We start from the raw sequence: 24803 nt of genomic DNA on the forward strand, positions 1-24803 counted from the left end.
GTTTTCTGCTCTCGCCCGAGTAGCTCAGTTGGTAGAGCGACGCTCTCGTAAAGCGTAGGTCAGGAGTTCAATTCTCCTCTCGGGCTCGCTCACGACTCCCGCGGAGGAGTTCATGGCTGATCCGGCCGCCTTTGCTGACGATGCGATGCCCCTCATGTCCTCGCTCTACAGCGCGGCCCTGCGCATGACGCGAAACCCCGCCGACGCGGAGGATCTCGTCCAGGAGACGTATCTCAAGGCGTACCGCGCCTACGAGCGTTTCGAGGCCGGCACGAACCTGAAGGCCTGGATGTACCGCATCCTGACCAACACCTACATCAACGCCTATCGCAAGAAGCAGCGGCGGCCCGACGAGCAGGATCTCGACGACGTCGAGGACCTCTACCTGTACCGCCGCATCGGTGGTCTCGAGGGCGCGACGCTCGGACGCAGCGCCGAGGACGAGCTCATGGACCTCTTCGGCGAGGCCGAGGTGAAGGAAGCGGTCGAGGACCTCCCGGAGCACTACCGACTCCCCATCCTGCTGGCCGACGTGGAGGGCTTCGCCTACAAGGAGATCGCCGAGATCCTCGACGTGCCGATCGGCACCGTGATGAGTCGGCTCCATCGGGGAAGAAAGCAGCTGCAGAAGCGGTTGTACGACTTTGCCGAGAAACGACGGCTCCTCCCGGACCCCACGACATCGGAAGCGACAGCCTGATGCAGACTCCCGACCCCGACGACCTCTGTGCCGGTGATCCCGACTGTCAGGCCGCCCTCGCCGAGATCTACTCGTACCTGGACGACGAGCTCACCATCGAGCGGCGCACCATCATCCGTACCCATCTCGACGCGTGCTCGCCCTGCGGCGATCGCTACACGTTCGAGACCGAGCTGCGCCAGGTCATCTCGATGCGTTGCCAGGAATCCGTGCCCGAGGCGCTGAAGCATCGCATCGCCGAGGCGATCCGCCAGGAGATGCAGGGTCGCTAGCGCGACGTTTCCGCCGCGAACGGGAACGAATCGACCCCTGTCGTCGTTGCCATAGGCATGCGGGTCCAAGGTGAACGATTCACGAGCATCGAGCGCAACCTCCCCACTGCGGCGGACGGCCGGGTCTGTGGCGAGGCGGGCTGTGAGGTCAAGCTGAGCATCTACAACGACCAGGAGTTCTGTGCGCTCCACGCGCCGATGGTCGTTCCTCGCATGCGGGGCAAAGTCCTGGACGACTAGCCTCCGCGCAAGGGGGTGGGGCGATGCGCACACGCATCCACCGAGCTGCGTGGTGTCCGGCCGGCACTGTCGCGGCAGCACTGTTCATCGCCGTCATCGGGGTGGGCCTCGCCCCGGGAGCCGGCGCCCAGGACGCCGATCTGCCCGAGAGCGCGGAGCTCGTCCAGCTTCGGTCCGATCTCGAGGTCCTCGCCTGTCCCGAGTTGGACCTCCCGGATGTCACGCTCAACGAACGTCCGCTGAACATCCGCGGTGAGCCCGGCGACGGCGTCCTCCTCCCGCCCCGCAGTGTCGTGCTCAAGTGCGACTACGGATCCGACGTCGTCGATCTCGCCGACCGACCGTTCATGAACGTGCAGATCCAGGTGGCCACCCGCAGCGACGGGGTCCCGTTCGAGTGCCAGGCGGAACCGACCGAGGATCGCACCAACCCCGACTTCCAGCGGTACGGGTTGGGCCAACCCGTCGACAGTGCGGCCATCGTCGTCCAGTACACGGCCGGTCAGGCGTTCCTGGACGCGCATCCGGGCCTGGACGGCGCGATCGATGCGGCCTTCACCGCGCTTGCCGAGCAGGTGGCGCCGTTCGCGCTCCTGTGCCAGTACGAGCCGGTCGCGGTCGTCTGCCCGCCGATCGCTGGGTACGGCGCGGCGAGTGGATCCGAGGCCCGGCTCGAGGACCGGTTGACCACCGGATGCACGTATCAGCACGAGGATCAGGTCAGCTCGGTCGAGATCGTCGTCACCTGGGCCACCGACCGCAGCTCGGACGACGCGATTCGCCGAGCGTGCGAGGACTTCGGTGAATCGCCCCGCCTGCGGGTCGGTTTCGTCGGCGGCGACGGCGTGGCGTCGCAGGCGACCTGGCGTTTCATCGGGCCGGAGACGTCGCTCGATTCCGACGCGGTGACCGCGACCGCGAGCGCCATGCGCGCGGAGGTCGCGCCCCAGGCGACGTCGTGCACCGACACCGGGGTCGAGCCGGTCTGGACCGCGCTTCCGCCCTATCTCGAGGATGCCTTCGCGCCGGATCGGATCGACGCACCACTGCTCGACGGGGCGGTCGTCAGCCTGTTCGCCGGGGGCGGGGCGGATCTGACCGTTGTCGGCCCGCCGGCCACGACGGATGGGGCGCCCGACAACGACGCCGCGCCGGTCGCCGGGGACGCCGATGCGGACGCCGCTGCGCCGAGCGCTTCGCCGTCGGCTGCTTCGCGTTGGACACCCATCCTGCGGATCGTCGCCATCGTCGCGCTGGTTCTCTCGGTGCTCTCGTTGCTGCTGAGCCTGCTGCTCAGCCGGCGGGAGACGCGACTGCGGCCCCGCATGGACGTGTTCCGCATCGGCATGGTCGGCGTGGTGGCCGTCGTGTCCATCGTCGTCTTCTCGAGGGGCGCCCCGATCTGGGCCGTCGTGGCCGCGATCGTGATCGGTGGCGGCCTGGGGTGGCTCCAGGGCCGGAATCTGGAGGTGCGGGTCGCCCGTGGACGCCTGATGGCGACGCGGCCGCCGATCGCCGTCGTCGCGTTCGCGGCCGGTCTCGTGCTCACCCAGGTGGCCGGGCTGGCGAACCGCCGCGGCGTGATCGCCCTCGGGATCGCGCTGTCCTTCCTGTCGGCGGCGACGACCGCAGGACTGCTGATCGGACGGCGGGAGAAGGTGCGGATGGCGCGGGCCAGTGCCACCACGATGGTCCTTCTCGTCCTCGGCACGGTGGCGGTGGTCCCCCTCGTCACGGCCGAACCGGCCCCCGCCCAGGAGTCCACGGAGGACGTGCCGTGCGGGTCCGACGTACCGGGCGAGCGCTGCGCCGCCCACGAGCATCTGATCGATCTTGTTCCGTGGGAGGAGATCCGGCTCAACGGCGGATTGCTCTGGACGGAGGGCAAGCCGTGGATCGACATCGCCGTGCCCCGCGCCCTCGACGCCCCGCCCGACCCCGTCGAGCGCGAGGTCGAGTGGACCTGGGACGGCGTCGACTACGAGGTGACGGAGCGCTTCGCCTTCGGGCCCCGTGACGACGGTCGCTGCTGTTCGGTCGACTACGCCGGCTCGGGCTCGCGGACGACGGGCGGCGTCGCCACGACGTACGTCGCCGAGGGTCGCCTCGACGACATCGGGGTGCTCGGCGGGTCCGGTGGCGGGGGGAGCTTCGCGGTCGACAACCAACCCGGCGTCCCGTTCGACGAAGTCGGCGCGTTCGCGGGCGAACCCGAGGGCGCGTGCGGTCGCCTGGTGGCCGGCACCGTCGGCCAGAGCGAGCGGGGCCAGGCCTCGTTCGCGACCTACACGATCGACGGAGAACCGTTCGACGCAGGATTCAGCGACACCGCCACCGTCCTGACGGCCCCCTGCGAGATCGAGGGATTCGACCTCGCCGGCGCCCTCGCCCTCGCACCCGAGCTGCCGTCGCGGGAGCAGCGCTCGTCGCCCTGCCCGGCGCGCAGCGAGCTGGTGCCGGCCCTCGCCGAGGCCTCGAGTGAGCCGGAGGCGGTCAACACGCTCGGGCGGATGTACACCTCCCCGGCCGAGGCCCTGTGCAACGAGGGCGGCGAGTTCCGTCCGATGCAGTTCGGCACGCCGGGCCCCGGCGGGACCCGATCGGAGTTCGCCTTCCAGTTCACGACACCCGAGACCGACACCGGACTCGGGTTGACGGGTTTCGCCGACGACTCGACCCTCGCCGGCGTCGCCCGGCCGGCCGATGTCCCGCTCGCGGAGCGGTGCGACGTCAACGAGGTCGGTCAGGCAGAGCCGATCGAACCCGGTGAGCGCTGCCGGCTGATCACGATGCACAAGGTCGACAACACGGGAAGCTGGATCTGGGTGTTCACCGACAACCAGACCTTCGACGGGCCCAATGTCACGATCCGGGCCAGCATCGAGTGGGCGACCTACTGGTACACGTGCCACCACTGCTCACCCGAGTCGCCCGAGATCCAGGGCTTTCTCTCGCGGTTCCACGACGTCGGCGTCAGCTGGATCGACGGGCAACCGGCCGGGACCGGTGGCGCTCCGACGGGCGTGGACGATCCCGATGAACTCCAGCGCCAGGCCGAGGCGCTGGGGGTCGATGCGGACCTCCTCGACGCGGTAGTGGACCCCGATGCGGACGACGAGACCCGAGCCGCCGCGATCGCCGCGATCGTCGGACTGCTCGCCAGCACGGGCATGTTGGGCGCCGCGCTGGCCGAGTCGGGGTTGAGTGCGACCCGGATCGCGGAAGCCTTCCGGCGTGGGGGCATCGGCGCCCTGAACGACCTGCTCAACCCGACCCCGGAGAACATCCCGCCCGATGGCCTCCTCGACGAGTACGGCGCGCTCCTGCTGCCCAACGACGAGGGCCTGTATCCGTGGGTGACCGGCGAGGGCACCGAGTGGCTCGAACGAGCAGAGGTGGAGGAGCGCATCGCCGCGGAGCGGGCGGCGATCGCGGCGCGAGAGGGCCGATCGGACGCAATCGCCGACGAGATGGACCGCCGCCACGACACGCTCGGCGACGACGACCTGTTCGGCGACATCCGGTCCCGCATCACCGCCGAGAACGACGAGATGATGGCGGAGATCCGCCAGGGATGGCACGAGGTCGACGAGATCCAGCAGAACCTCGACGCCCGACCCGAGGCGTTGGCCCGTCTCGAAGCGGCCCAGGCAGCCCAGGATCTCGCCAACGAGATGACCGGGTGGGAGGACATCGCGGTCGCGACGTTCGACGGCAGCGTGGAGGATCTCGAGGAGCTCGGCGAGGACGTCACCGACATGACCCGTGCGGTGGTCACGGCGGCCGCGGATCCGGAGAACTGGCGGGTGGTCGGTGAGACGTTCGCCGAGAGCGTCTATGACGTCACCGGCCTTCTTGCCGGCGGGCAGTTCGGCGACGGCGCGCAGAGCATCGTCGCTGGTGTGGAAGTGAGCGCCGATGTTGCCGCGGCCCTGGGTGTCGCCTTCGCGCGCGACCCGCTCGGCACCGTCGCGATGTTGACGCCCATCCAGGACTTCAAGAACGCCGTCGACGGCGACCTGCGCCTCAGCGAGCGGCTCGGTTCGCTCAGCGTCGGACTGTTGGACGTCGCCGGCACGCTCTCCGGCATGGGCCTGGCGACCGCAGCCGACGACATGGTGGCGGCGGCACGCGCCGCCGAGGTGGCCGCGCAGACCGCCCGCGACGCCGCCCGGGCGGCCGAAGCAGCAGCCGAAGCGCGCCGCGTTGCCGACGGGCTCACCGACGCCGGCTTCGGGGTCGCCCGCGTCGGTGACGAGGCGCTGGACGCGGCGTTGCTGCCGAAGCGCGACGAGATCGTCGACGCGATCAGCGCGGCCCAGGCGCGCGCGGCCCGCGACGGATCCGCCATCGACGAGCTCGATCTGCGGGAGATGCCCGAGGTCCGGGCCATCTTCCAGGGCGGCGGCATGAACGACATGGGTCGCTTGGAGGCGACTGGCGGCCTGAGCGAGGAGATGGCACAGGCGGTCGTGCGGATGCACGACAACCTGACCGACGCGGCGGTGCGGACCGGGACGGGCGACGCGATCGCGGACATGGAGCGACTGACCGGGTACAAGCCCCGGCAGGTTCTCGTCGGCGACAGTGGCTCGGTGGGTACGGCTCGGTCGGTCATGACCGACGCCGACCGCACCGTCGTCACCGTCTTCGACGATGCCGACATCGACCTCTACATCAGCCGCAACGGCGGCAGCCGCGCCGAAGCGGCGGAGGCCCTCCAGGAGCAGTTCAAGGTCTTCCATGAACGCAACGTCGAGCTGGCCCTGAACGACCCGACCGATCCGGCGGTCGTCCTGGCTCGTGAGAACGGCATGACCCTCGGCGAGGCCGTCGACCACCTCGACGCCCTCGGGCAGGACGATCCGGTGGCCGCGGCCGCGCGTCTGACCGCCGAGCAGATGGACACCGCCTCGTACGCGGGCTTCGGTTCGATGACCCAGAGCGACGCGTACCCCGCGGGTTTCACCCGGTCCCGCATGGAGGTCCAGGGTTCGTCGACCGTGTACACGGTCGACGCCGGAGGTGGGGTCACGAGCTACGACACGTCCGGCCAGGCGATCATCGACCAGCACGAGCTGGAGCGCCTGCGTCACACCGGCGAGCTCCTCGACATCGACCCGACGCGGATCCCGGCGAGCGAGCTGCAACCGCTCCTGCAACAGCAGGTCGACGCGATCGGGCGGTACGACGACGCCAAGTCGGTCGCCAAGGCACTCGACCGGGTGCAGTACATCGCCGGACGGGTCGACAATCCGATGCCCGATTCGGCCGTCGTCGACGCCGCCATCGCCATCCGCGCAAACCCGCGGGCCACGGTCGATGTCCTCGCCGAGTTGGGGATGTCGGAGGCGGAGTTCGTCGCGGAGGCGAAGAACGTGGTCGCGGGGTACGGAAGCGGCCTCTGAACCCGGCCTCGTCCTGAGCGCAGATGTAAGCCGGCCGAAACCGATCGTTCACGATCCGGCGATCCGGCCGAGACATGCGTTCTCTACGTTCGCTCCATGGACGATGAGATCGGACGTTGGTATTGGACCGTTCGCCGGATGACGAGCCCGCTGCACCGCGGTTGGCTCCGGACCGAGCTCCGGGGGATGGAGAACATCCCTGCGCACGGCGGCGTGATCCTCGCGGCGAACCATCTCTCGTTCATCGATTCGGTTCTGCTGATGTACGCCCCGCCTCGACGCGTGTCGTTCCTCGGCAAACAGGAGTACGTGACGGCGCGTTCCACACGGCGGCTGTTCCCCGCTGCCGGGATGATTCCCGTGGACCGCAGCGGCCGAGGTGTTGCCCGCAGCCTCGGTCTTGCCATCGAACGTCTCCGAGCGGGCGAAATCGTCGGCATATTCCCGGAGGGGACCCGGAGCCGGGATGGGTTGCTGCATCCCGGCCACGCCGGGGTCGCTCACCTGGCCCTGCGATCGGGCGCCCCGATCATCCCGGTGGGCATCGTCGGCAGCGACCGGGCAATGGCGCCCGGTCGCCTGCTGCCGACCCGTGACCCGATCACCGTGACCGTGGGCGAGCCGATCGACATCGGTCCCTGGGCCGGCCGGCCCTCGTCGGCCACGGTCAAGGCGGAGATCACCGAAGAGGTCATGGCGTCCATCGCAGCGATCTCTGGTCAGGAAAGGGTCGTCGCCGGCGCCGATCTCGGGGCCGCAGAGCGAATCTCTGGTGACGAAAGGGTCGCGGCCTAGGAGGTGGCGCGGCCGTCGCCGAGCAGGCCGCCGTCGATCTCGCGGATGTCGTCGTCCACATTGTCGAACTCGAGCTTCAACGCCTTGCTCATCCGGGCGTACATGTCGTAGGTGAGCGTGATGTAGGTGAACTCGAGGATCTCCTCCTCGCTGAGGTGCGCCTTCAGGGCGTCCATCAGCTGCTCGTCGACCCGGCCGCCTTCGAGCACGAGGGCGTCGGTGTACGCGAGAAGGGCCCGTTCCACCGGCTCGAACAGGTCCGACGTCTGCCAGGCCCGAGCCGCCTGGATCTTCCCGTCGCTCCATCCCATCTCGCGGCACGCCTTGCAGTGCTGGGACCAGACGAACCGGCTCATCGTGATGTAGCCGACGCGCAGCTGGCCGAGTTCACGCAGGTGGGGCGAGATGATCCGGTCCGGGCTGCGGTAGAAGCCGATGCCGCCGAGGATGTGGTCGAACGCGTCGGGGACGAGGGCGGTGACGGTCCACCAGTCGCCCGGGCTGCCGGTGGACGTGCCCGGATCGGTGACCGGGTCTCGATCGCCGAAGAGGAAGTCGTACATGGCGATGGCGGCCGGGTGCGCTTCGGCGCGCCCGACCTCGCGGAGGCGGGGCATCAGCTGTCCGCCCCCATCAGCACCAGGGGCTCCTCGACGCCGGGCTGATGCAGGGTGGCGAGGATCTTCTCGGTGCTGGGCGTGGGCTCCTCGGCGAAGAGGAGGGCCGCGGCCTCGGTCCGGTCCGCGTCGGTGAACGGGCGGGTGACGACGGCGAACTCCACGGCGATCTTGTCGGGATCCTCGGTGTAGATCGAGTGCACCCAGCCGTGGTCGATCTCGAGGACGGTGTGGCCGTGGTCGAGCCAGTGCTTCTTCTTGGCCATGAGGTCGTCCACGTCGTCCGCCTGGAACGCGATGTGGTTCGTCAGCGGCTCGAGCCCGAGATCGCGGCTGATGTCGGTCTTGAAATCGGTGCCCGCGCCGACGTCGTTGGCCAGATCCCAGAACGCGATCAGCTGATCCTCGGCCGATCCCGTCGAGTAGAAGGCGTGGCGGGCGAACCCGCCGGTCTCCTTCGGGACGATCTCGGTCTTCACGAGCTCGAATCCCATGGACTCGGTGTAGAACGCGTGCGTCGCCGCCATGTCCTTCACCGCGAATGCCAGATGGTTGATCCCCATGGGCCGACCCTATGCGGCTCGCTCGCGCCGGTCGATCGCGGTGGCGCCGGACCCGGCTGCGGACACGGGGGCGTGACCATCTACACTCGTCGCCATGACTGCTGTTGTCTGGCACTTCTGGATCGCCGTCCCTCTCGCTGCGAGCGCGGTGCTCGTCACCGTTGGTCTGATCGCCGGCTACGTCGGCACGGTCAGCCGGGCCCGCTACCCGCGGGACTGAGGGCGTTTTGGCGGCTGATCCCGTCGACTGGGAGATCGCCCGGAAGGTGGCGCGCCGCGTCGCGGGCAAGGAGCCCTTCACGGGCGCCCAGCATCGCGACGGACTCGAAGAGGACTTCGATCGCTACACGGCGATGGCGGAGGATCTCGTCGCCGCCGAAACGGGCCTGCGGTCGCTGAGCGGCAACGCGCGCGGTCGGGTCACCGACCGCAACGGCTGGATCGAAGCCAACCTCGCGTCGTTCCAGCGACTGCTCCGGCCGATCACGACGAAGCTCGGCGAGAAGCTCGACGAGGGGTCGGGCCCGAACCTCGGCGGCAAGATCGCGGGCGCCGAGCTGGGCGCCATGCTCGGCTGGATGTCCACCCGGGTGCTGGGGCAGTACGACCTGCTCGTGATCGAGGACGAGAGTCCCGACGACCAGGACATCGTCTACTACGTCGCCCCCAACGTGCTCGCGCTCGAGCGGCGCTACGCGTTCCCCAAGCAGGAGTTCCGGTTGTGGCTGGCGCTCCACGAGGTCACCCACCGGGCCCAGTTCACGGGTGTGCCGTGGATGCGCGAGCACTTCCTCGGGCTCGTGAACTCCACGATGGAGTCGGTCGACCCGGACCCGCAGCGTTTCCTCGCGGCGATCCAGCGCCTGATGGAAGCCCGCAAGCGGGGTGAGGACCCGATGGACCAGGGCGGGATGATGGCGCTGTTCGCCTCGGAGGAACAGCTCGCCGTCATCAACGAGGTGGCCGGCTTGATGAGCCTCCTCGAAGGACATGGCGACGTCACGATGGACCGCGCCGGCAAGGGGCTCGTGCCGTCCCAGGAGCGCTTCGCCCGGGTCCTGCGTCAGCGGCGCCAGAACTCGAGTGGGTTCACGAAGGTGTTCCAGCGGCTCGCCGGGCTCGAGGCGAAGATCAAGCAGTACGCGGAGGGCGAGCACTTCATCTCGGTCGTGGAGGATCACGGCGGATCGTCGTTGCTCGATCGGGCGTGGGCGGAGCCGGCCAACGTGCCGTCGATCGGCGAGATCCGCGAGCCCGAACTCTGGATCGCCCGAGTCGGCAGCGACGACTCCGACTCCGACGACGCCGCGGCCTGATCGGTGGATCCGGTCGACCTGCTCGACCGGTGCGAGTTCCCCGCGGGGCATCTGCATCTCGGCGTGAGCGGGGGTGCGGACAGCGTCGCCATGGCACTGCTGGCCCACGCGGCGCAGCGACCGTTCACGATCTGGCACGTCCACCACGGCCTGCAGGCGGGGGCGGACGACGACGCCGAGGCGGTCGCGAGACTCGCCGCGGACCTCGGTGCGGCGTGCGAGATTCGGCGGGTGGAGATCGACGCCGGTGGGGACCTCGAAGCCCGGGCGCGGGCCGCCCGCTATGCGGCTCTGCCCGACGACGTGTGCGTGGGTCACACGGCCGACGACCGGGCCGAGACGGTGCTGCTCAACCTCTTCCGCGGGGCGGGGCTCGCCGGCGTGGCGGCGCGCATGGATCGGGTCCACCGGCCGATCCTGGGTCTGCGCAGAGCCGAGACGGAGGCCGTCTGCGCGATCGCCGGATACCGGCCGGTGGCCGATCCGATGAACGACGACCCGACCTTTCGGCGGGTCGCGGTGCGGCGCTCGGTGCTGCCGGCGGCGGCCGAGGCGTTCGACCGCGATGTCGTCCCGCTGCTCAACCGGCATGCCGATCTGGTCGCCGATGCGCTGGAGGTGATCGGCGCGGCCGCTGACGACGTGGACGCGACGAACGTCGTCGCGCTGCGAGGGGTCCCCCGGGCGGTCGCCACCGAGGTGCTGCGGCGCTGGATCGCGGCCGAACTCGGCTCGGCCGCCGGCATCGACCTGGCGGCCATCGACCGGGCGATGCTCGTCGTGGACGGCACCCACAAGGCCACCGAGCTCCCGGGCGGCCACCGACTGGCCCGGACCGACGGAGTCCTGCGCATCGAGCAGCGACCGTGAACGAGATGAGACAGCGGGGTCAGAGTCCCGTCCCACCTTTCCGCTGGAGGTTGGAGATGGGACGGGACTCTGACCCCGGCGTCTCAACATCCCACGGTCCAAAGTAGGGTCGCGGCGATGGGCGTACCCGCGGGCTCTCTCGGCAGGACGGTGATCGGGGCGGACGAGCTCGCGGCGCGGGTGCAGGACCTCGGCCGGCAGATCACCGAGGACTACCACGACCGCCAGCCTCTGCTCGTCGGGGTGCTGAAGGGCGCGTTCATCTTCATGAGCGACCTCGGTCGGGCGATCAACCGACCAGTCGAGTTCGACTTCATGGCGGTCTCCTCGTACGGCGACTCGACCGCGTCCTCCGGCGTGGTCCGCATCGTCAAGGACCTGGAGACGGACATCCGGGACCGAGACGTCATCCTCGTCGAGGACATCGTCGACTCCGGGCTCACCCTGCGTTACCTCCGCCAGTTGCTGGAGGACCGTGGTCCCGCGAGCCTCGAGGTGTGCGCTCTGCTCGTTCGCGAGGGCGCCCGTTCGGATGACGTGAAGTACGTCGGCTTCCCCATTCAGCCCGACTTCGTCGTCGGCTACGGGCTCGATGTCGCCCAGCACTACCGGGAACTCGACTCCATCCGGGTGTTCGAGCCGGCCGAGTGAAGCCCGACGCCGCTCGCTAGGTTGCGAACCGTGAGCCATGACCACGACGACGATTTCGACACCGACCGGCCACTGATCAACGGCATCCATGCGCCGGAGGTCGATCAGCCCCGGATCGCCGCCGCGGTGCGGGAGATCCTGGAGGCGATCGGCGAGGATCCCACCCGCGACGGCCTGCTCGACACGCCCGATCGCGTCGCCCGCATGTACGCCGAGGTGTGCGCCGGGCTCCACCAGGATCCGGCCGAGCACCTGATGAAGACGTTCGAGGCGGGTCACGACGAGATGGTGATGGTGCGGGACATTCCGCTCTACTCGCTGTGCGAACACCACCTGATCCCCTTCCTCGGCAAGGCCCACGTCGCCTACATCCCGAACGAGACCGGGCGGGTCACCGGCCTCTCGAAGCTGGCTCGTCTCGTCGACGGCTACGCCAAGCGCCCGCAGGTGCAGGAGCGGCTCACCCGTCAGGTCGCGGATGCCATCGAGCACCAGCTCGCCCCCAGCGGCGTCCTCGTGGTCATCGAAGCGGAGCACCTCTGCATGTCGATGCGGGGCGTCCGCAAGCCGGGCTCGAGCACGGTCACGTCGAGCGTCACCGGCATCTTCCGCGACAACGTCGCCACCCGTGCGGAGGCGATGCGGTTCCTGGAGCGGCGCTGAGGTCACGGCGATGACCCGGGTCATGGGCGTCGTCAACGTCACACCGGATTCGTTCTCGGACGGCGGCGAGTTCGCCGATCCGGCCACCGCGGTCGCCCACGCCCGTCGGCTGCTCGCCGAGGGCGCCGAGCTGATCGACATCGGCGGCGAGAGCACCCGGCCAGGGTCCGAACCGGTGCCCGAGCAGGTCGAACTCGACCGGGTCGTACCCGTGATCGAGGCACTCGCGGGAACCATCGGCGACGCGGCGATCTCGGTCGACACGACCAAACCGGCGGTGGCGATCGCCGCGGTCGGTGCCGGCGCGACGATCATCAACGACGTGTCGGCGTCGTTGGAGACCGTGGCCGCCGATCTGGGTGTCGGCTGGGTGGCGATGCACTCGCTCGGCCCGTCGGCGACCATGCAGGACGACCCCCGCTATGACGACGTGGTCGAGGAGATCGCGACGTTTCTCGACGATGCGGCCGCCCGGGGCCGGCGGGCCGGCGTGGAGCGGATGTGGGTGGATCCCGGCATCGGCTTCGGGAAGACGTCCGTGCACAATCTCGAGCTCGTCGCGAACCTCGACCGGTTCGTCCCGATCGCGCCGGTGCTCGTGGGGGTCAGCCGCAAGCGTTTCGTCGGCGAGCTCCACGCCGTTTCCGATGGCATTGCAGGGGAAACCCCGGCGACACCGGTCGACGACCGCTACGAGGGATCCGTCGCGATGGCCACGTGGAGCGCGCATATGGGCGCGGACATCGTCCGCGTGCACGATGTCCGCGGTACGGTCCACGCCGTGCGAGTGGTGAACTCATGAGGGGGAAATGGGCGCAGGGCATCGAGCCGCGCCATTTCCGTTGGATCGTCAAGGATCGCGTGGCCGTGTGCGAGCGGCCCGGCGGCTACGGCGACAGTCATCGCAAGGTGCGCCGGCAGGAAGAGATCATCTGGCTGCGCCAGCACGAGTTCGACTTCGTCGTGTCGCTGATCGGATCCACGCACAACCTGCACAACTACGAGGAACTGGGCGTCCCGTTCCACCATGTGCCCTTCTCCGGTCCGGCCGATGGCCCCCTCGGGCTCACCCGGGCGATGGCCTCGATCCGCGACCATGTCGACGCCGGCCACAAGATCGTCGTGCACCGCGAGGAGCTCGGGGAGCGGGTTGCGGGCCTGATGGCGGCCTACCTGCTCTGGATGGAGCTCGTGCCCGACGGGCCCCGGGCGATCATGGTCACCGAGCAGCTCTTCGAACGCGAGCTCGGCCCGCTCGCCCGTGAGCTCGTGGCCATGGTCGAGAAGTGCACGCCGTCGGCCGAGCTCGGCCCGGATGCCTTCGCGCCCGAACCCGAGCCGGAGCCGGAGGACGGCGAGGGCGACGAGGGCGGCGAGGACGACGAGTCGGCGGCCGAGGCGGCCGACGGGGACGACGACTGAGGGTCGGCATGGCCACCGACACCATCCAGCTCCGCGACCTGCGCCTCATGTGCCTCTGTGGCGCGTTGCCCGAGGAGCAGGACCGACAGCAGCCCTACGCGTTCGACATCGATCTCGTCGCCGAACTTCCGGCGACGATGTCGGACCGGCTGGAGGAGACCGTCGACTACGGCGCTGTGCTCGATCGGATCGAGGCCGTGACGTCCAGTGAGGCATTCCAGCTGTTCGAGCGCATGGCGGAGCGCATCGCCGAGGAGATGCTGCGCTTCGACCGGGTCGTCGAGGTGACCGTCGAGGTGCGCAAACTCCGCCCACCGGTTGCCCAGGATCTCGGGTCGAGCGGTATCCGGCTGACCCGCCGGCGGGGATGAGCGAGCGACACCGGGCGTTCCTCGCGCTCGGGTCCAACATCGGGGATCGGGTCGGCCACCTGCGGCGGGCGATCGCCTCGATCCCGGACGTGGACGGTGAGTCCGCCGTCTACGAGACCCCGCCGATCAGCGAGATCGCACAGGACGCGTTCCTCAACATGGTCGTGCGGCTCGACACGGAGCTCGACGCCCGCGCCCTGCTCGACGTCTGCCGCGCCTGTGAGGCCGAAGCCCAACGGGTGCGCATCGATCACTGGGGACCGCGCACGCTCGACGTCGACGTGCTCTGGGTGGACGGGGAGACGGTCGACGACCCGCCGGACCTGCTGGTGCCCCATCCCCGGATGTTCGAGCGCTCCTTCGTGCTCGTGCCGCTCGCCGACCTCGGCGCGGACCTGCTGCCGGACGGCTACGACGTCGAGGCCACCGCCGCAGCGGACGGGATCGTGCGGGTCGGCCGACTCGACGAGCTCGAGGCCGAACCCACCGTGCTGCGGACCCACATCGTGGGTGGCGGGCGCGCCGGTGGCGCGTTGGCGGCGGCGCTCACGAGGGCCGGGTGGCCCGAGCCGACGATCTTCGGGCGCGACGCGGACCGCTCGACGGTGGGAGCCGACGCGGATCTCGTCGTCATCGCCACGCCGGACGATGCGATCGCCGATGTCGCCGCCGCGTTGCCCCGGCGCGCGGACGTGGCCGTCGCCCATCTGGCCGGGTCCCTCGGCCTCGACGTCCTGGGTGACCACCCCCGGGTGGCGGCGATCCATCCGCTGGTCTCCATGCCGGACGCCGAGACGGGCGCGGCCCGCCTCCCGGGCGCGTGGTTCGCGATCGCCGGCGACCCACGCGTGCAGCAGATCGTGGCCGCGCTCGAGGGGCAGGCGTTCCACGTGGCCGACGCCGACCGGGCGGCCTACCACGCCGCCGCGGTGGTGGCCTCGAACCATCTGGTCGCCCTGCTCGGCCATGCCGAGCGCATCGCGGCGACGGCGGGTGTGCCCTTCGACGCCTTCCTGCAACTGATCCGCGGCTCGGTCGAGAACGTGGCCGCGCTCGGCCCCGCCGCCGCGCTGACCGGCCCCGCCGCCCGCGGCGACGAGGCGACGATCGAACGTCACCTCGCCGCGTTGCCGGAGGACGAACGGGCGTCCTACGAGGCGATGGCGCGCGAGGCCCGCCGCCTCGCCGGGCGGTCCGCGTCCGACGCGGAGGGAGCATCGTGATCATCTTCACGACGATCGCGGACGTGCGGGCACAGCTCGACGCCGACCGGGCTGCCGGCCGGCGTGTCGGCTTCGTCCCGACGATGGGCTACCTCCACGACGGCCATGTCTCGCTGATCGACGCCGCCGTCGCCGCGAACGACCGGACGGTCGTGTCGATCTTCGTCAACCCGCTCCAGTTCGCCGAGGGCGAGGACCTCGAGGACTACCCCCGAGACCTCGACGCGGACACCGCCCGCTGCGACGCGGCCGGTGCGGACTACGTGTTCGCGCCGTCCGTCGAGGAGATGTACCCGCGCCCGGTCGACACGGTGGTCACCGTGCCCGGTGTCAGTGCGCCGCTCGAGGGCGTGCACCGGCCGACCCACTTCGCCGGCGTCGCCACGGTCGTCACCAAGCTCTTCGCGATCGTTGGGCCGTGCCGCGCCTACTTCGGGGCGAAGGACTGGCAGCAGGTCGCCGTGGTGACCCGTATGGCGAGCGACCTCAGCATCCCGGCCGAGGTCGTGCCGTGCCCGATCGTGCGGGAGCCGGACGGCCTGGCCATGTCGAGCCGCAACGTCTACCTGACGCCGACCGAACGGGCACAGGCCCCGGCCCTGCGCCGGGCGCTCGACGCCGGGCTCGCCGCCCTGCGCGCCGGAGAGCGCGATGGCGCGTCGGTCGCGGCGGCCATGCGCGCCGTGCTCGCCGCCGATGCTCCCGACGGCTCGGTCGACTATGCGGCTGCCGTGTCGGCCGAATCGCTCACCGCCGACGGGCCGCTGCGAGGCGACGTGCGACTGCTGCTCGCGGTGAAGTTCAGCAAGGCCCGCCTCATCGACAACGACGGCACGACCGTCTGACGCGTCGGCATGGCATCCCCCGGCCGTGGTCCGCGCCTACGCTCGCTTCCATGACTGCGTACACGGCGGACTGGTATCCGGACCCCGGTGGCGTGCACGAGCTGCGCTACCACGACGGCACGAAGTGGACCGAGCACGTCTCGAACCACGGGCGCCAGAGCGTCGCTCCGCTCACCGATGCGGGCGCTGTGCCCACCACGGGCATGAGCGCCGAGAAGATCCAGCAGCAGGTCTCCGCCAAGGCCGGCGTCCAGCCCGGCGCGGCGCCCGGTGGCGGCACCATCTTCACCGAGCCGGTCCTGGTGGTGAACCAGAAGGCCAAGCTGCTCGAGATGAACACGGAATACGCCGTGTACGACCAGAACGGCACCCAGATCGGGGCGATCCGGCAGGTCGGCCAGTCCACCCTGAAGAAGGTCGCTCGCTTCGTCAGCAGCCTCGACCAGTTCATGACCCACACGCTCCAGCTCGTGGACACCAACGGCGCCGTGCAGCTCTCGGTCACCCGGCCGGCCAAGTTCGCGAAGTCGAAGGTCCATGTCTCGGACGCCGCGGGCAACCAGATCGGGTCGATCGTCCAGAAGAACATGATCGGCAAGATCCGTTTCTCGCTCGAAGGCATGAACGGCGAGATCGGGTCCCTCAACGGCGAGAACTGGCGGGCCTGGAACTTCAACCTGCAGGACGCCGCCGGCAACGAGGTCGCCCGCATCACCAAGACGTGGGAGGGCCTCGCGAAGACGATGTTCACCACCGCCGACAACTATGTGCTCCAGATCCACCGTCCGCTGGAGGAGCCCATGCGCAGCCTCGTGGTCGCGTCCGCCGTCTCGGTCGATCTCGCCCTGAAACAGGATTCACGAGGTCTGGGCTGAACCGATAGCGTTTCGGGGTGCTCCTCACGATCGACGTCGGCAACACCCAGAACGTCCTCGGGCTGTACGACCTCGACAGTGACCGGGGCGAAGGCGCGGCGGTCGGCCTCGTCGACCACTGGCGGCTGTCCACCGATCGGGAGCGCACCTCGGACGAGTACGCGATCGCGATCCGGTCCCTGCTCGACACCGCGGACGTGGAGCTCGAGTCCGACCTGCGGGGCGTGGCGATCTGCTCCGGTGTGCCGCGGATCCTCGCGAACCTGCGCGAGATGGTGAGCCGGTACCTCTCGTTCGATCCGATCGTGATCGAGCCCGGCGTGAAGACCGGCATGCCGATCCTCTACGACAATCCGAAGGAGGTCGGCGCCGACCGCATCGCCAACGCCATCGCGGCCCACGATCTCTACGGCGGGCCGACCGTGGTCGTCGACTTCGGAACGGGTAACAACTTCGACGTCATCTCCGCCGACGGTGAGTTCCTCGGTGGCGCCATCGCGCCGGGCATCGAGATCAGCCTCGACGCGCTGTTCGGCCGGGCCGCCCAGCTGCGGGCCATCGAGCTGGTCGAGCCCCGTAGCGTCATCGGCAAGTCCACCGTCGAGTCGATCCAGTCCGGTGCCGTCTACGGCTTCGCCGCGATGATCGACGGCATGGTGGAGCGATTCGCCGCGGAGCTCGGGGACATCAACGTCGTCGCAACCGGCGGCCTCGCCCACCTCATCTCACCGGTGGCCGAGTCGATCGAACACGTCGAGCCCTTCCTCACCCTCCACGGGCTGCGGATCGTCCACCATCGAAACCAGCGGTGACCCGCCCATGACCGAACCCGTCCCGTACCGCGCCGACGTGACCCACACGGTCGCTGACGTCCTGCCGTTCGACGAGAAGCTCGAGGACGGTCAGGAGACGGACGAATCGGTCACGCTCGCCGGGCGGATCATGCTCCGGCGCGACCAGGGCAAGCTCGCGTTCCTCGTGCTCCAGGACTCGACCGGGCGGATCCAACTGTTCGCCCGCGAGGCGTCGACCCCGGACTTCGCGGCGCTCACGAACACCTCCATCGGTGACTGGCTCTGCGTCACCGGCACCATCATCAAGACCCGCCGCGGTGAGCTGTCGATCACGGTCGACGAGTGGACGGTGCTCGCTCACGCGCAGCGGCCGTTCCCCGACAAGTTCCACGGGATCAGTGACCAGGATCTCCGCTACCGCCAGCGCTATGTCGACCTGTGGGTCACCGAGGAGGCTCGCACGGCGTTCCGCCGGCGCTCCCAGATCGTCGCCGCGATGCGGCGTTGGCTCGGCGAGCGCGACTTCATCGAGGTCGAGACCCCGATGCTGCACCCCATCCCCGGCGGCGCGCTGGCGAAGCCGTTCGCCACCCATCACAACGCGCTCGACACCGAGCTGTTCCTGCGGATCGCGCCGGAGCTGTACCTGAAGCGGCTGGTCGTCGGCGGCATGGAGAAGGTGTTCGAGATCGGCCGCGTCTTCCGCAACGAGGGGATGTCGACCCGGCACAACCCCGAGTTCACGATGCTCGAGCTCTACTGGGCCTACGCGGACCACAACGACATGATGACGCTCACCGAGGAGCTCGTGGCGGCCGCGGCGACGGACGTGCTCGGCACGACCACGATCGACTACGACGGCCGCGAGGTGGACCTCTCCACGCCGTGGCGCCGCGCCACGATGGAGGAGCTCATCCTCGAACACGCCGGCGTGGAGGTCAGCCTCGACACCCCGATCGACGAGCTCCGCGCCCTGTGCGACAAGTTCGGCGTCGAGACGAAGGCCCACTACGGGCCGGGCAAGCTGATCCTCGAGATCTACGAGAAGACCACCGAGTCCGAGCTCTGGGGCCCGGTGTTCGTGACGGACTACCCGATCGAGGTGTCGCCCCTCTCCCGTGAGCACCGGGATCGGCCGGGCTACACCGAGCGCTTCGAGGCGATCGTCGCGGGCCGCGAGCTGTGCAACGGCTTCTCCGAGCTCCAGGACCCCGCCGTGCAGCGGGCGCGGTTCGAGTCGCAGGAAGCCGAGCGCGATGCCGGCGACGACGAGGCGATGGTGGTCGACGAGGACTACATCCGCGCCCTCGAGTACGGACTGCCCGCGACCGCCGGCCTCGGTATCGGGGTGGACCGGCTCGTGATGCTGCTCACCGGTACCACGACGATCCGCGACGTCGTGCTGTTTCCCACGCTGCGGCCCGAACAGGTCAGCGACGGGACGGACGCAGCCGGCGACGAACCCCCCGAATCACCCGCCGACTGAACCGGCCCGCCCGCCGGGCCGCGTCGACCGACCGCACGCCGACGGCTCGCGCCGACCGGGCCACGGTCGGCTCCTCGCGGTCGTAGCCCCAGAACGCCATCGCGTCGTGGTGCTCGTCGAGCACGGTGTTGATCGCGCGGAGGGAACGACCCGACAGGCGCCGGATCTTCCTCGCGTTGAGATTCACGACGCCCCGCGCGACGGTGCCGTCCACCGAGTGGATGGCGAACTCGCCGGTCGCGTCCATGTCGTCCAGCACGGGAAGCAGCTCGCGCACCCGGCCCAGCACGCCGGCGGGATCAGCGGCCAGGTCTTCGTAGGTGAAATGCACGGCATCGGGGAGCGTGCGGGCGTTGTCCGTCTGCACGTCGAGCGTCATGGCGGCGAACGCCGCGGCTCTCGTGGCCCGCCAACCGTTGCGCCGCATCAACCCCTCCACGTGGGCGTAGGGGTTGCGCACCATGACCAGGAACGCGACGGGGTCGAAGTGCTCGACGATCTCGCGCGCCCGAGCCGCGTTCGGCGGGCTCTTCTCCACCAGGACGGGCATCGCCTGGTCCCAGTAGTCGTCCCACACCGCCTTGACGCGGGGCCAACCCACGTCGCGGTCCGGCTCCCAGGCCGCGGCGCGCATCTCGTCGCGGACCTCGGGCAGGAACTGACCCTCCGCGGGCAGGATCGAGGCGTGGGAGGAGGTCGCGACGAGTCGCCACAGCAGGGTCGACCCGGAGTAGGGCGGACACAGGATGAACAGGTAGGTCGGTGTGGTCGCCGGTTCGGTCACGTCCCTGAGTCTGGGTCGAGGGTGATCACGAGGTTGCCGATGTGGGCCTTGCGGCCGAATGCCTCCTGCGCCTCGTGGATCCGTTCGAGCGGATAGGTGCCGCCGAGCACCGGGCGCACCTCGCCCCGCTCGATGTAGCCGACGAGGTCGGCGAAGATCTGCGGCTCGAAAACCGTCGCCCCGTAGAGCTCGAGGTCGTTGAGGTAGAGCGTGCGGAGGTCCAACGCCACGATCGGGCCGGCGATGGCGCCCGAGGTCACGTAGCGACCGCCCCGGCGGAGGGCATCGAGCCAGGGCGCGAAGTCATCCCCACCGACGATGTCGGCCACGACGTCGAACGGACCACGGTTGGCCTCGACGACCGCGGGCACGAGGCCATCGTTCTCGCGGGCGACCACGGCGTCGGCGCCGAGCGCGCTGACCTGGTCGAGCTTCGCCTGCCCGGCGATCGCCACCACCCGGGCGCCGCGTCGCTTCGCGAGCTGGACCAGGGCGCTGCCGACTCCTCCGGACGCGCCCGGAACGGCGATCGACTGGCCGGCCCGCAGGCCGACGCGATGGAGCATGTGTTCCGCGGTCGACCACGAGCAGGCGAACGTGGCGAGTTCCGCGTCGCTGAGATCGCAGTCGATCGGATGGACGTTGGGCGCCTGGACCTTCGCGTACTCGGCGAAGCCCCCGTCCTGTTCGCTGCCCAGGTAGCCCGCGAGCTCACGGTTGGAGGGCTCGGCCAGATCGCGGATCCACGGGTCGACCATGACCCGCCGGCCGACGAGTCCGGCTTCGACACCGTCACCGACCGCGACGACGGTGCCGGCGATGTCGGCGCCCTGGATGCGGGGGAACTCGAGCCCGCCGCGCCCCCAGGTCGCGTCGTCGGTCTTCGACTCCTCGAACCCGCCATCCGTGGTCGCACCCGTCACCGATCGGCTGTACCAGCCGACCCGCGTGTTGATGTCGGTGTTGTTCATGCCGCAGGCATGCACCTTGATCAGCACATCACCGGGCCCTGGCGTCGGCACGGCCACGTCGTCGCGGACCTCGAGCGTCTCGGGCCCGCCGTTACCGAGCAGCAGGGCGGCCCGCATGGTGTCGGGGCGTGGTGTCATCGACGCTCGGGTCGGCCGCGATCGCTCAGCGGGGCTTGCGGCTGAAACGCTTGCGGCCCAACGGGGCGGCAGCGCGCTCGATCAGGTGATCGGCGGCGGCTCGCAGGGCCCGGGCGCCGGGCGTGTCCGGCAGATCCGTGAGTGTCGCGGCGGCCTTGTCGGCCCAGGACTGGGCGACGTCGAGCGCGATGCGCACCCCGTCGCTCCCCCGCACGATCTCGCGGGCCCGGTCCCGTTGGTCGGACGTGATGTCCTCGGTGAGCAGGGGACGCAGATCCGGACCGAGGATCGGATCCGCCAGGGCGTGGATCACGGGGAGCGTGTAGATGCCCTCGACGAGATCGTTGCCGGCCGGCTTCCCGAGCTGCTGATCGGTGGCGATGATGTCGAGGATGTCGTCGACCACCTGGAAGGCCATGCCGTAGGCCGTGCCGAACTCGGTCATCGCCTCGACGACCGGGCGGGGCAGATCCCCGACGATCGCGCCGACGCGACAGGCCGTGGCGAGCAGGGACGAGGTCTTGCCGGCGATCGAACGCTCGTAGGCGTCGAGCGACCGATCGGGGTCGTAGGCCGACTCGAGCTCGAGGATCTGGCCCTCGCAGAGCTCGGTGATCGTGGTGGCGAGGATGCCGGCGACCTCGGTGCCGAGCGCCGAGGCGAGCTCCGACGAGCGACCCAGCAGATAGTCACCGGCGAGGATGGCCCGCAGGTTGCCCCACTCGGCGTTGACGCTCTTCACACTGCGGCGGGTGGTGGCGTCGTCCATCACGTCGTCGTGGTAGAGCGAACCGATGTGGACGAGCTCGACCGCGCACCCGCCCCGGATCACGTCGAGCGAGGCCGGATGGCCCTCGGGATCCAGCACGGAGGACGCCGCAATGGCGAAGCCCGGGCGGACCCGCTTTCCCCCGGCCAGGATCAGATGACTGGCGATCTCGGTCAGGAAGTCGCCCTCGGCGGAGACGACCCGGAGCAGTTCGTCCTCGACGCGCTTCAGGTCGTCTTCCATGCTCGGCAGGATCGAGAGGGGGGACGAAGCCACGGGGACACGCTAGGTGAAAATGCCGGTTTCGGCCCATATGAGTTTCCGTGTCGGTGTTCACACCGGCAACGGTTGTGCCGATGGGCAGGACAGGAGTTCGCCGGATTCGACCGTTTCAGGCCGGGTCACCCCGGTACACTCCTTGCAACGACCCAGACCTGGGAGGGATAACCCGATGTTCGAGCGGTTCACCGACAGGGCTCGACGTGTTGTGGTGTTGGCGCAGGAGGAAGCGCGCCTGCTCAACCACAACTACATCGGCACCGAACACATCCTTCTCGGCCTCATCCACGAGGGCGAGGGTGTCGCCGCCAAGGCGCTCGAGTCCCTGGGCATCTCCCTGGAAGCCGTGCGCAACCAGGTCGAGGAGATCATCGGTCAGGGCGGTTCGTCGCCCAGCGGGCACATCCCGTTCACCCCGCGGGCCAAGAAGGTCCTCGAGCTGAGCCTGCGCGAAGCGCTCCAGCTCGGTCACAACTACATCGGCACCGAACACATCCTGCTCGGCCTGATCCGTGAGGGCGAGGGTGTCGCCGCCCAGGTCCTCGTGAAGCTCGGCGCGGATCTGTCCCGCGTCCGTCAGCAGGTCATCCAGCTGCTCTCCGGCTACTCCGGGTCGGGCGGCGGTGGCAGCGATTCGTCCGGCAGCTCCGGCGGAAGCGAGAAGGCCGGCGCCACGGCCGGCGGTTCCGGGGGCGACAGTGCCTCGGGTTCGCTCGTGCTCGACCAGTTCGGCCGCAATCTCACCCAGCTCGCCCGCGAGAAGGGCCTCGATCCGGTGATCGGTCGGAGCCGTGAGGCCGAGCGGGTCATGCAGATCCTGTCGCGGCGCACGAAGAACAACCCGGTGCTCGTCGGCGAGCCCGGCGTCGGCAAGACCGCCATCGTCGAGGGCCTCGCCCAGTCGATCGCGGCGGACGACGTGCCCGAGACACTGCACAACAAGCAGCTCTACACGCTCGATCTCGGCGCCCTCGTCGCCGGCTCGCGCTACCGCGGTGACTTCGAGGAGCGCCTCAAGAAGGTGCTCAAGGAGATCAAGACCCGCGGCGACATCATCCTGTTCATCGACGAGATCCACACCCTCGTCGGTGCCGGTGCGGCCGAGGGCGCGATCGACGCTGCGTCGATCCTCAAGCCGATGCTCGCCCGCGGTGAGCTCCAGACCATCGGTGCCACCACGCTTGACGAGTACCGCAAGCACCTCGAGAAGGACGCCGCGCTCGAGCGTCGCTTCCAGAAGGTGGTCGTGGACGAGCCGACCGTGCCCCACACGATCGAGATCCTGAAGGGTCTGCGCGACCGCTACGAGACCCACCACCGGGTCACCATCACCGATCAGGCGCTCGTGGCCGCGGCCAACCTGGCCGATCGCTACATCTCGGACCGCCACCTGCCGGACAAGGCCATCGACCTGATCGACGAGGCCGGCTCCCGTCTGCGCATCAAGCGCATGGAGACGCCGCCGGAATACAAGGAGCTCGAAGCCGAGCTCGCGGACGTCGTCCGTTCGAAGAAGGACGCCGTCGAGAGCCAGCAGTTCGAGGAAGCCGGCCGTCTCCGTGACAAGGAGAAGGAACTCCTCGCCCGCCGTGAATCCCTCGAGGGCGAAGCCAAGGCGTCCGGCGTCGACCTGTTCGACGAGGTCGACGAAGAGGCCATCGCCGAGGTGCTGTCCCTTTGGACCGGCATCCCGGTCTACAAGCTCACCGAAGAGGAGACCGAGAAGCTCCTGCGCATGGAGGAAGAGCTCCACAAGCGGGTCATCGGTCAAGAAGACGCGATCAAGGCCGTGTCCCAGGCGATCCGCCGGACGCGGGCCGGTCTCAAGGACCCCAAGCGACCCAGCGGGTCGTTCATCTTCCTGGGCCCCTCGGGCGTGGGCAAGACCGAACTCGCCAAGACCCTCGCCGAGTTCCTCTTCGGCGACGAGTCGTCACTCATCAGCCTCGACATGTCGGAATACATGGAGAAGCACACCGTGAGTCGCCTGGTCGGCTCGCCCCCCGGCTACGTCGGCTACGAAGAGGGCGGTCAGCTCACCGAGAAGGTGCGGCGCAAGCCGTTCTCCGTCGTGCTCTTCGACGAGGTCGAGAAGGCCCACCCCGATGTCTTCAACACGCTGCTGCAGATCCTCGAAGAGGGCCGACTCACCGACTCGCAGGGTCGCTCGGTCGACTTCCGCAACACCGTGCTGATCATGACCTCCAACCTCGGCACCGCCGATCTCCGCAAGGCACAGATCGGCTTCGGCTCAGGCGACGAGGCCGTCAGCTACGAGAAGATGAAGGAGAAGGTCAACGACGCGCTGAAGCAGCACTTCCGCCCGGAGTTCCTGAACCGCATCGACGACACGATCGTGTTCCACGAGCTGAGCCAGCCCGAGGTCCGCCAGATCGTCGACCTCATGGTCAGCCGCACCGCGGTGCAGCTCGGCGGGCAGGGGATGGGCCTCGAGCTCACCGACGCCGCCAAGGACCATCTCGCGGCGAAGGGCTACGACCCGACCCTCGGTGCCCGTCCGCTGCGCCGGGCGCTCCAGCGCCTCGTCGAGGATCCGCTGTCGGAGAAGCTCCTCTACAAGGAGTTCCGCGCCGGTGAGATCATCATCGTCGACGTCGAGCCCGATCCCGAGACGGACAACGAGCTGATGGTCGTCTTCCGGGCCATCGAGGGCTTCGAGCCCCCCGAGCCCGAACTCGAGGACATCCTCGAAGGCGGCAGCGAAACCGTCTAGTCGCGTCCCGTTGAGAC

General features: G+C 69.4%; 24 protein-coding genes and 1 tRNA gene. 20 read left to right on the forward strand and 5 right to left on the reverse strand.

Annotated elements, in window-relative coordinates; translation table 11 throughout:
• Window positions 1-13 precede the first annotated feature (13 nt).
• From R8F63_18780 to R8F63_18805, 6 genes are all read left to right on the forward strand, one after another.
• Window positions 14-86: transfer RNA gene (locus R8F63_18780), tRNA-Thr, on the forward strand.
• A 26-nt stretch (window positions 87-112) separates the two neighbouring features.
• The gene (locus tag R8F63_18785) at window positions 113-700 is read left to right on the forward strand and encodes a sigma-70 family RNA polymerase sigma factor (GenBank protein MDW3220657.1); all 588 of its coding nucleotides are present in this window, start codon (window positions 113-115) and stop codon (window positions 698-700) included.
• Complete coding sequence (gene rsrA, locus R8F63_18790) at window positions 700-972, forward strand: mycothiol system anti-sigma-R factor (GenBank protein MDW3220658.1); 273 nt, start codon at window positions 700-702, stop codon at window positions 970-972. The genes R8F63_18785 and rsrA overlap by 1 nt, the downstream gene beginning before the upstream one ends.
• A gap of 57 nt (window positions 973-1029) precedes the next feature.
• Complete coding sequence (locus R8F63_18795) at window positions 1030-1212, forward strand: hypothetical protein (GenBank protein ID MDW3220659.1); 183 nt, start codon at window positions 1030-1032, stop codon at window positions 1210-1212.
• Window positions 1213-1235: 23 nt separating this feature from the next.
• Complete coding sequence (locus R8F63_18800) at window positions 1236-6620, forward strand: hypothetical protein (protein ID MDW3220660.1); 5385 nt, start codon at window positions 1236-1238, stop codon at window positions 6618-6620.
• Window positions 6621-6716: 96 nt separating this feature from the next.
• Entirely contained in the window at window positions 6717-7415 is a 699-nt protein-coding gene (locus R8F63_18805) for a lysophospholipid acyltransferase family protein (GenBank protein MDW3220661.1), read from the forward strand.
• On the opposite strand, the gene R8F63_18810 is transcribed toward R8F63_18805, so the two are convergent.
• Both R8F63_18810 and R8F63_18815 read right to left on the reverse strand, forming a co-directional pair.
• Window positions 7412-8032 (reverse strand): carboxymuconolactone decarboxylase family protein, encoded by a 621-nt coding sequence (locus tag R8F63_18810; protein MDW3220662.1) that lies wholly within the window; start codon window positions 8030-8032, stop codon window positions 7412-7414. The genes R8F63_18805 and R8F63_18810 overlap by 4 nt on opposite strands.
• The gene (locus R8F63_18815) at window positions 8032-8595 is read right to left on the reverse strand and encodes a VOC family protein (GenBank protein ID MDW3220663.1); all 564 of its coding nucleotides are present in this window, start codon (window positions 8593-8595) and stop codon (window positions 8032-8034) included. The genes R8F63_18810 and R8F63_18815 overlap by 1 nt, the downstream gene beginning before the upstream one ends.
• Window positions 8596-8689: 94 nt before the next feature.
• Between R8F63_18815 and R8F63_18820 the strand changes: the two genes are divergently transcribed.
• From R8F63_18820 to lysS, 13 genes are all read left to right on the forward strand, one after another.
• The gene (locus R8F63_18820; protein ID MDW3220664.1) at window positions 8690-8815 is read left to right on the forward strand and encodes a hypothetical protein; all 126 of its coding nucleotides are present in this window, start codon (window positions 8690-8692) and stop codon (window positions 8813-8815) included.
• 7 nt (window positions 8816-8822) lie between these two features.
• On the forward strand, window positions 8823-9911 hold the full coding sequence (locus tag R8F63_18825) for a zinc-dependent metalloprotease (GenBank protein ID MDW3220665.1): 1089 nt from the start codon (window positions 8823-8825) through the stop codon (window positions 9909-9911).
• 3 nt (window positions 9912-9914) lie between these two features.
• A complete protein-coding gene (gene tilS / locus R8F63_18830) occupies window positions 9915-10781 on the forward strand; it encodes a tRNA lysidine(34) synthetase TilS (protein MDW3220666.1) in 867 nt (288 codons plus the stop codon).
• 117 nt (window positions 10782-10898) lie between these two features.
• Window positions 10899-11432: a hypoxanthine phosphoribosyltransferase gene (gene hpt / locus R8F63_18835; GenBank protein ID MDW3220667.1), complete on the forward strand. Its 534-nt coding sequence runs from the start codon at window positions 10899-10901 to the stop codon at window positions 11430-11432.
• Between the two features lie 30 nt (window positions 11433-11462).
• Window positions 11463-12095: a GTP cyclohydrolase I FolE gene (gene folE, locus R8F63_18840; GenBank protein MDW3220668.1), complete on the forward strand. Its 633-nt coding sequence runs from the start codon at window positions 11463-11465 to the stop codon at window positions 12093-12095.
• A gap of 10 nt (window positions 12096-12105) precedes the next feature.
• Window positions 12106-12897, forward strand: coding sequence for a dihydropteroate synthase (gene folP / locus R8F63_18845; protein ID MDW3220669.1), 792 nt, complete (start codon window positions 12106-12108; stop codon window positions 12895-12897).
• Complete coding sequence (locus R8F63_18850) at window positions 12894-13517, forward strand: hypothetical protein (GenBank protein MDW3220670.1); 624 nt, start codon at window positions 12894-12896, stop codon at window positions 13515-13517. The genes folP and R8F63_18850 overlap by 4 nt, the downstream gene beginning before the upstream one ends.
• Before the next feature lie 8 nt (window positions 13518-13525).
• Window positions 13526-13888 carry a dihydroneopterin aldolase gene (gene folB / locus R8F63_18855; GenBank protein ID MDW3220671.1) on the forward strand — a complete coding sequence of 121 codons (363 nt, stop codon included), beginning with the start codon at window positions 13526-13528 and terminating at the stop codon, window positions 13886-13888.
• Window positions 13885-15111, forward strand: coding sequence for a 2-amino-4-hydroxy-6-hydroxymethyldihydropteridine diphosphokinase (gene folK, locus R8F63_18860; GenBank protein MDW3220672.1), 1227 nt, complete (start codon window positions 13885-13887; stop codon window positions 15109-15111). The genes folB and folK overlap by 4 nt, the downstream gene beginning before the upstream one ends.
• On the forward strand, window positions 15108-15956 hold the full coding sequence (gene panC / locus R8F63_18865) for a pantoate--beta-alanine ligase (protein MDW3220673.1): 849 nt from the start codon (window positions 15108-15110) through the stop codon (window positions 15954-15956). Before folK ends, panC begins: the two co-directional genes overlap by 4 nt.
• 50 nt (window positions 15957-16006) lie before the next feature.
• Window positions 16007-16831 carry a phospholipid scramblase-related protein gene (locus tag R8F63_18870; GenBank protein ID MDW3220674.1) on the forward strand — a complete coding sequence of 275 codons (825 nt, stop codon included), beginning with the start codon at window positions 16007-16009 and terminating at the stop codon, window positions 16829-16831.
• Between the two features lie 17 nt (window positions 16832-16848).
• Window positions 16849-17643: a type III pantothenate kinase gene (locus tag R8F63_18875; GenBank protein MDW3220675.1), complete on the forward strand. Its 795-nt coding sequence runs from the start codon at window positions 16849-16851 to the stop codon at window positions 17641-17643.
• A 7-nt stretch (window positions 17644-17650) separates the two neighbouring features.
• Window positions 17651-19111: a lysine--tRNA ligase gene (gene lysS / locus R8F63_18880; GenBank protein ID MDW3220676.1), complete on the forward strand. Its 1461-nt coding sequence runs from the start codon at window positions 17651-17653 to the stop codon at window positions 19109-19111.
• Here lysS and R8F63_18885 read toward each other — a convergent pair.
• The 3 genes from R8F63_18885 to R8F63_18895 are packed head-to-tail and all read right to left on the reverse strand — an operon-like array spanning window position 19056 to window position 22049.
• A complete protein-coding gene (locus R8F63_18885) occupies window positions 19056-19895 on the reverse strand; it encodes a sulfotransferase (protein MDW3220677.1) in 840 nt (279 codons plus the stop codon). The genes lysS and R8F63_18885 overlap by 56 nt on opposite strands.
• Window positions 19892-21004: an alcohol dehydrogenase family protein gene (locus R8F63_18890; GenBank protein MDW3220678.1), complete on the reverse strand. Its 1113-nt coding sequence runs from the start codon at window positions 21002-21004 to the stop codon at window positions 19892-19894. Before R8F63_18890 ends, R8F63_18885 begins: the two co-directional genes overlap by 4 nt.
• A gap of 25 nt (window positions 21005-21029) precedes the next feature.
• The gene (locus tag R8F63_18895) at window positions 21030-22049 is read right to left on the reverse strand and encodes a polyprenyl synthetase family protein (protein ID MDW3220679.1); all 1020 of its coding nucleotides are present in this window, start codon (window positions 22047-22049) and stop codon (window positions 21030-21032) included.
• 175 nt (window positions 22050-22224) lie between these two features.
• Here R8F63_18895 and R8F63_18900 point away from each other — a divergent pair, with 175 nt between their 5' ends.
• On the forward strand, window positions 22225-24786 hold the full coding sequence (locus tag R8F63_18900) for an ATP-dependent Clp protease ATP-binding subunit (GenBank protein MDW3220680.1): 2562 nt from the start codon (window positions 22225-22227) through the stop codon (window positions 24784-24786).
• The last annotated feature ends 17 nt before the right edge of the window (window positions 24787-24803 follow it).

The organism is Acidimicrobiales bacterium, assembly GCA_033344915.1.
GTDB lineage: Bacteria > Actinomycetota > Acidimicrobiia > Acidimicrobiales > Aldehydirespiratoraceae > JAJRXC01.

Bases quoted from the DNA above. Each gene is read 5' to 3' on its own strand.
- R8F63_18815 (MDW3220663.1), bottom strand. From the start codon at position 8,595: ATGGGGATCAACCATCTGGCATTCGCGGTGAAGGACATGGCGGCGACG.
- R8F63_18890 (MDW3220678.1), bottom strand. From the start codon at position 21,004: ATGACACCACGCCCCGACACCATGCGGGCCGCCCTGCTGCTCGGTAAC.
- R8F63_18800 (MDW3220660.1), top strand. From the start codon at position 1,236: ATGCGCACACGCATCCACCGAGCTGCGTGGTGTCCGGCCGGCACTGTC.
- R8F63_18785 (MDW3220657.1), top strand. From the start codon at position 113: ATGGCTGATCCGGCCGCCTTTGCTGACGATGCGATGCCCCTCATGTCC.
- folK (MDW3220672.1), top strand. From the start codon at position 13,885: ATGAGCGAGCGACACCGGGCGTTCCTCGCGCTCGGGTCCAACATCGGG.
- R8F63_18795 (MDW3220659.1), top strand. From the start codon at position 1,030: ATGCGGGTCCAAGGTGAACGATTCACGAGCATCGAGCGCAACCTCCCC.
- folP (MDW3220669.1), top strand. From the start codon at position 12,106: ATGACCCGGGTCATGGGCGTCGTCAACGTCACACCGGATTCGTTCTCG.
- folB (MDW3220671.1), top strand. From the start codon at position 13,526: ATGGCCACCGACACCATCCAGCTCCGCGACCTGCGCCTCATGTGCCTC.
- R8F63_18870 (MDW3220674.1), top strand. From the start codon at position 16,007: ATGACTGCGTACACGGCGGACTGGTATCCGGACCCCGGTGGCGTGCAC.
- lysS (MDW3220676.1), top strand. From the start codon at position 17,651: ATGACCGAACCCGTCCCGTACCGCGCCGACGTGACCCACACGGTCGCT.
- R8F63_18850 (MDW3220670.1), top strand. From the start codon at position 12,894: ATGAGGGGGAAATGGGCGCAGGGCATCGAGCCGCGCCATTTCCGTTGG.
- R8F63_18820 (MDW3220664.1), top strand. From the start codon at position 8,690: ATGACTGCTGTTGTCTGGCACTTCTGGATCGCCGTCCCTCTCGCTGCG.
- rsrA (MDW3220658.1), top strand. From the start codon at position 700: ATGCAGACTCCCGACCCCGACGACCTCTGTGCCGGTGATCCCGACTGT.
- R8F63_18805 (MDW3220661.1), top strand. From the start codon at position 6,717: ATGGACGATGAGATCGGACGTTGGTATTGGACCGTTCGCCGGATGACG.
- R8F63_18810 (MDW3220662.1), bottom strand. From the start codon at position 8,032: ATGCCCCGCCTCCGCGAGGTCGGGCGCGCCGAAGCGCACCCGGCCGCC.
- R8F63_18900 (MDW3220680.1), top strand. From the start codon at position 22,225: ATGTTCGAGCGGTTCACCGACAGGGCTCGACGTGTTGTGGTGTTGGCG.
- hpt (MDW3220667.1), top strand. From the start codon at position 10,899: ATGGGCGTACCCGCGGGCTCTCTCGGCAGGACGGTGATCGGGGCGGAC.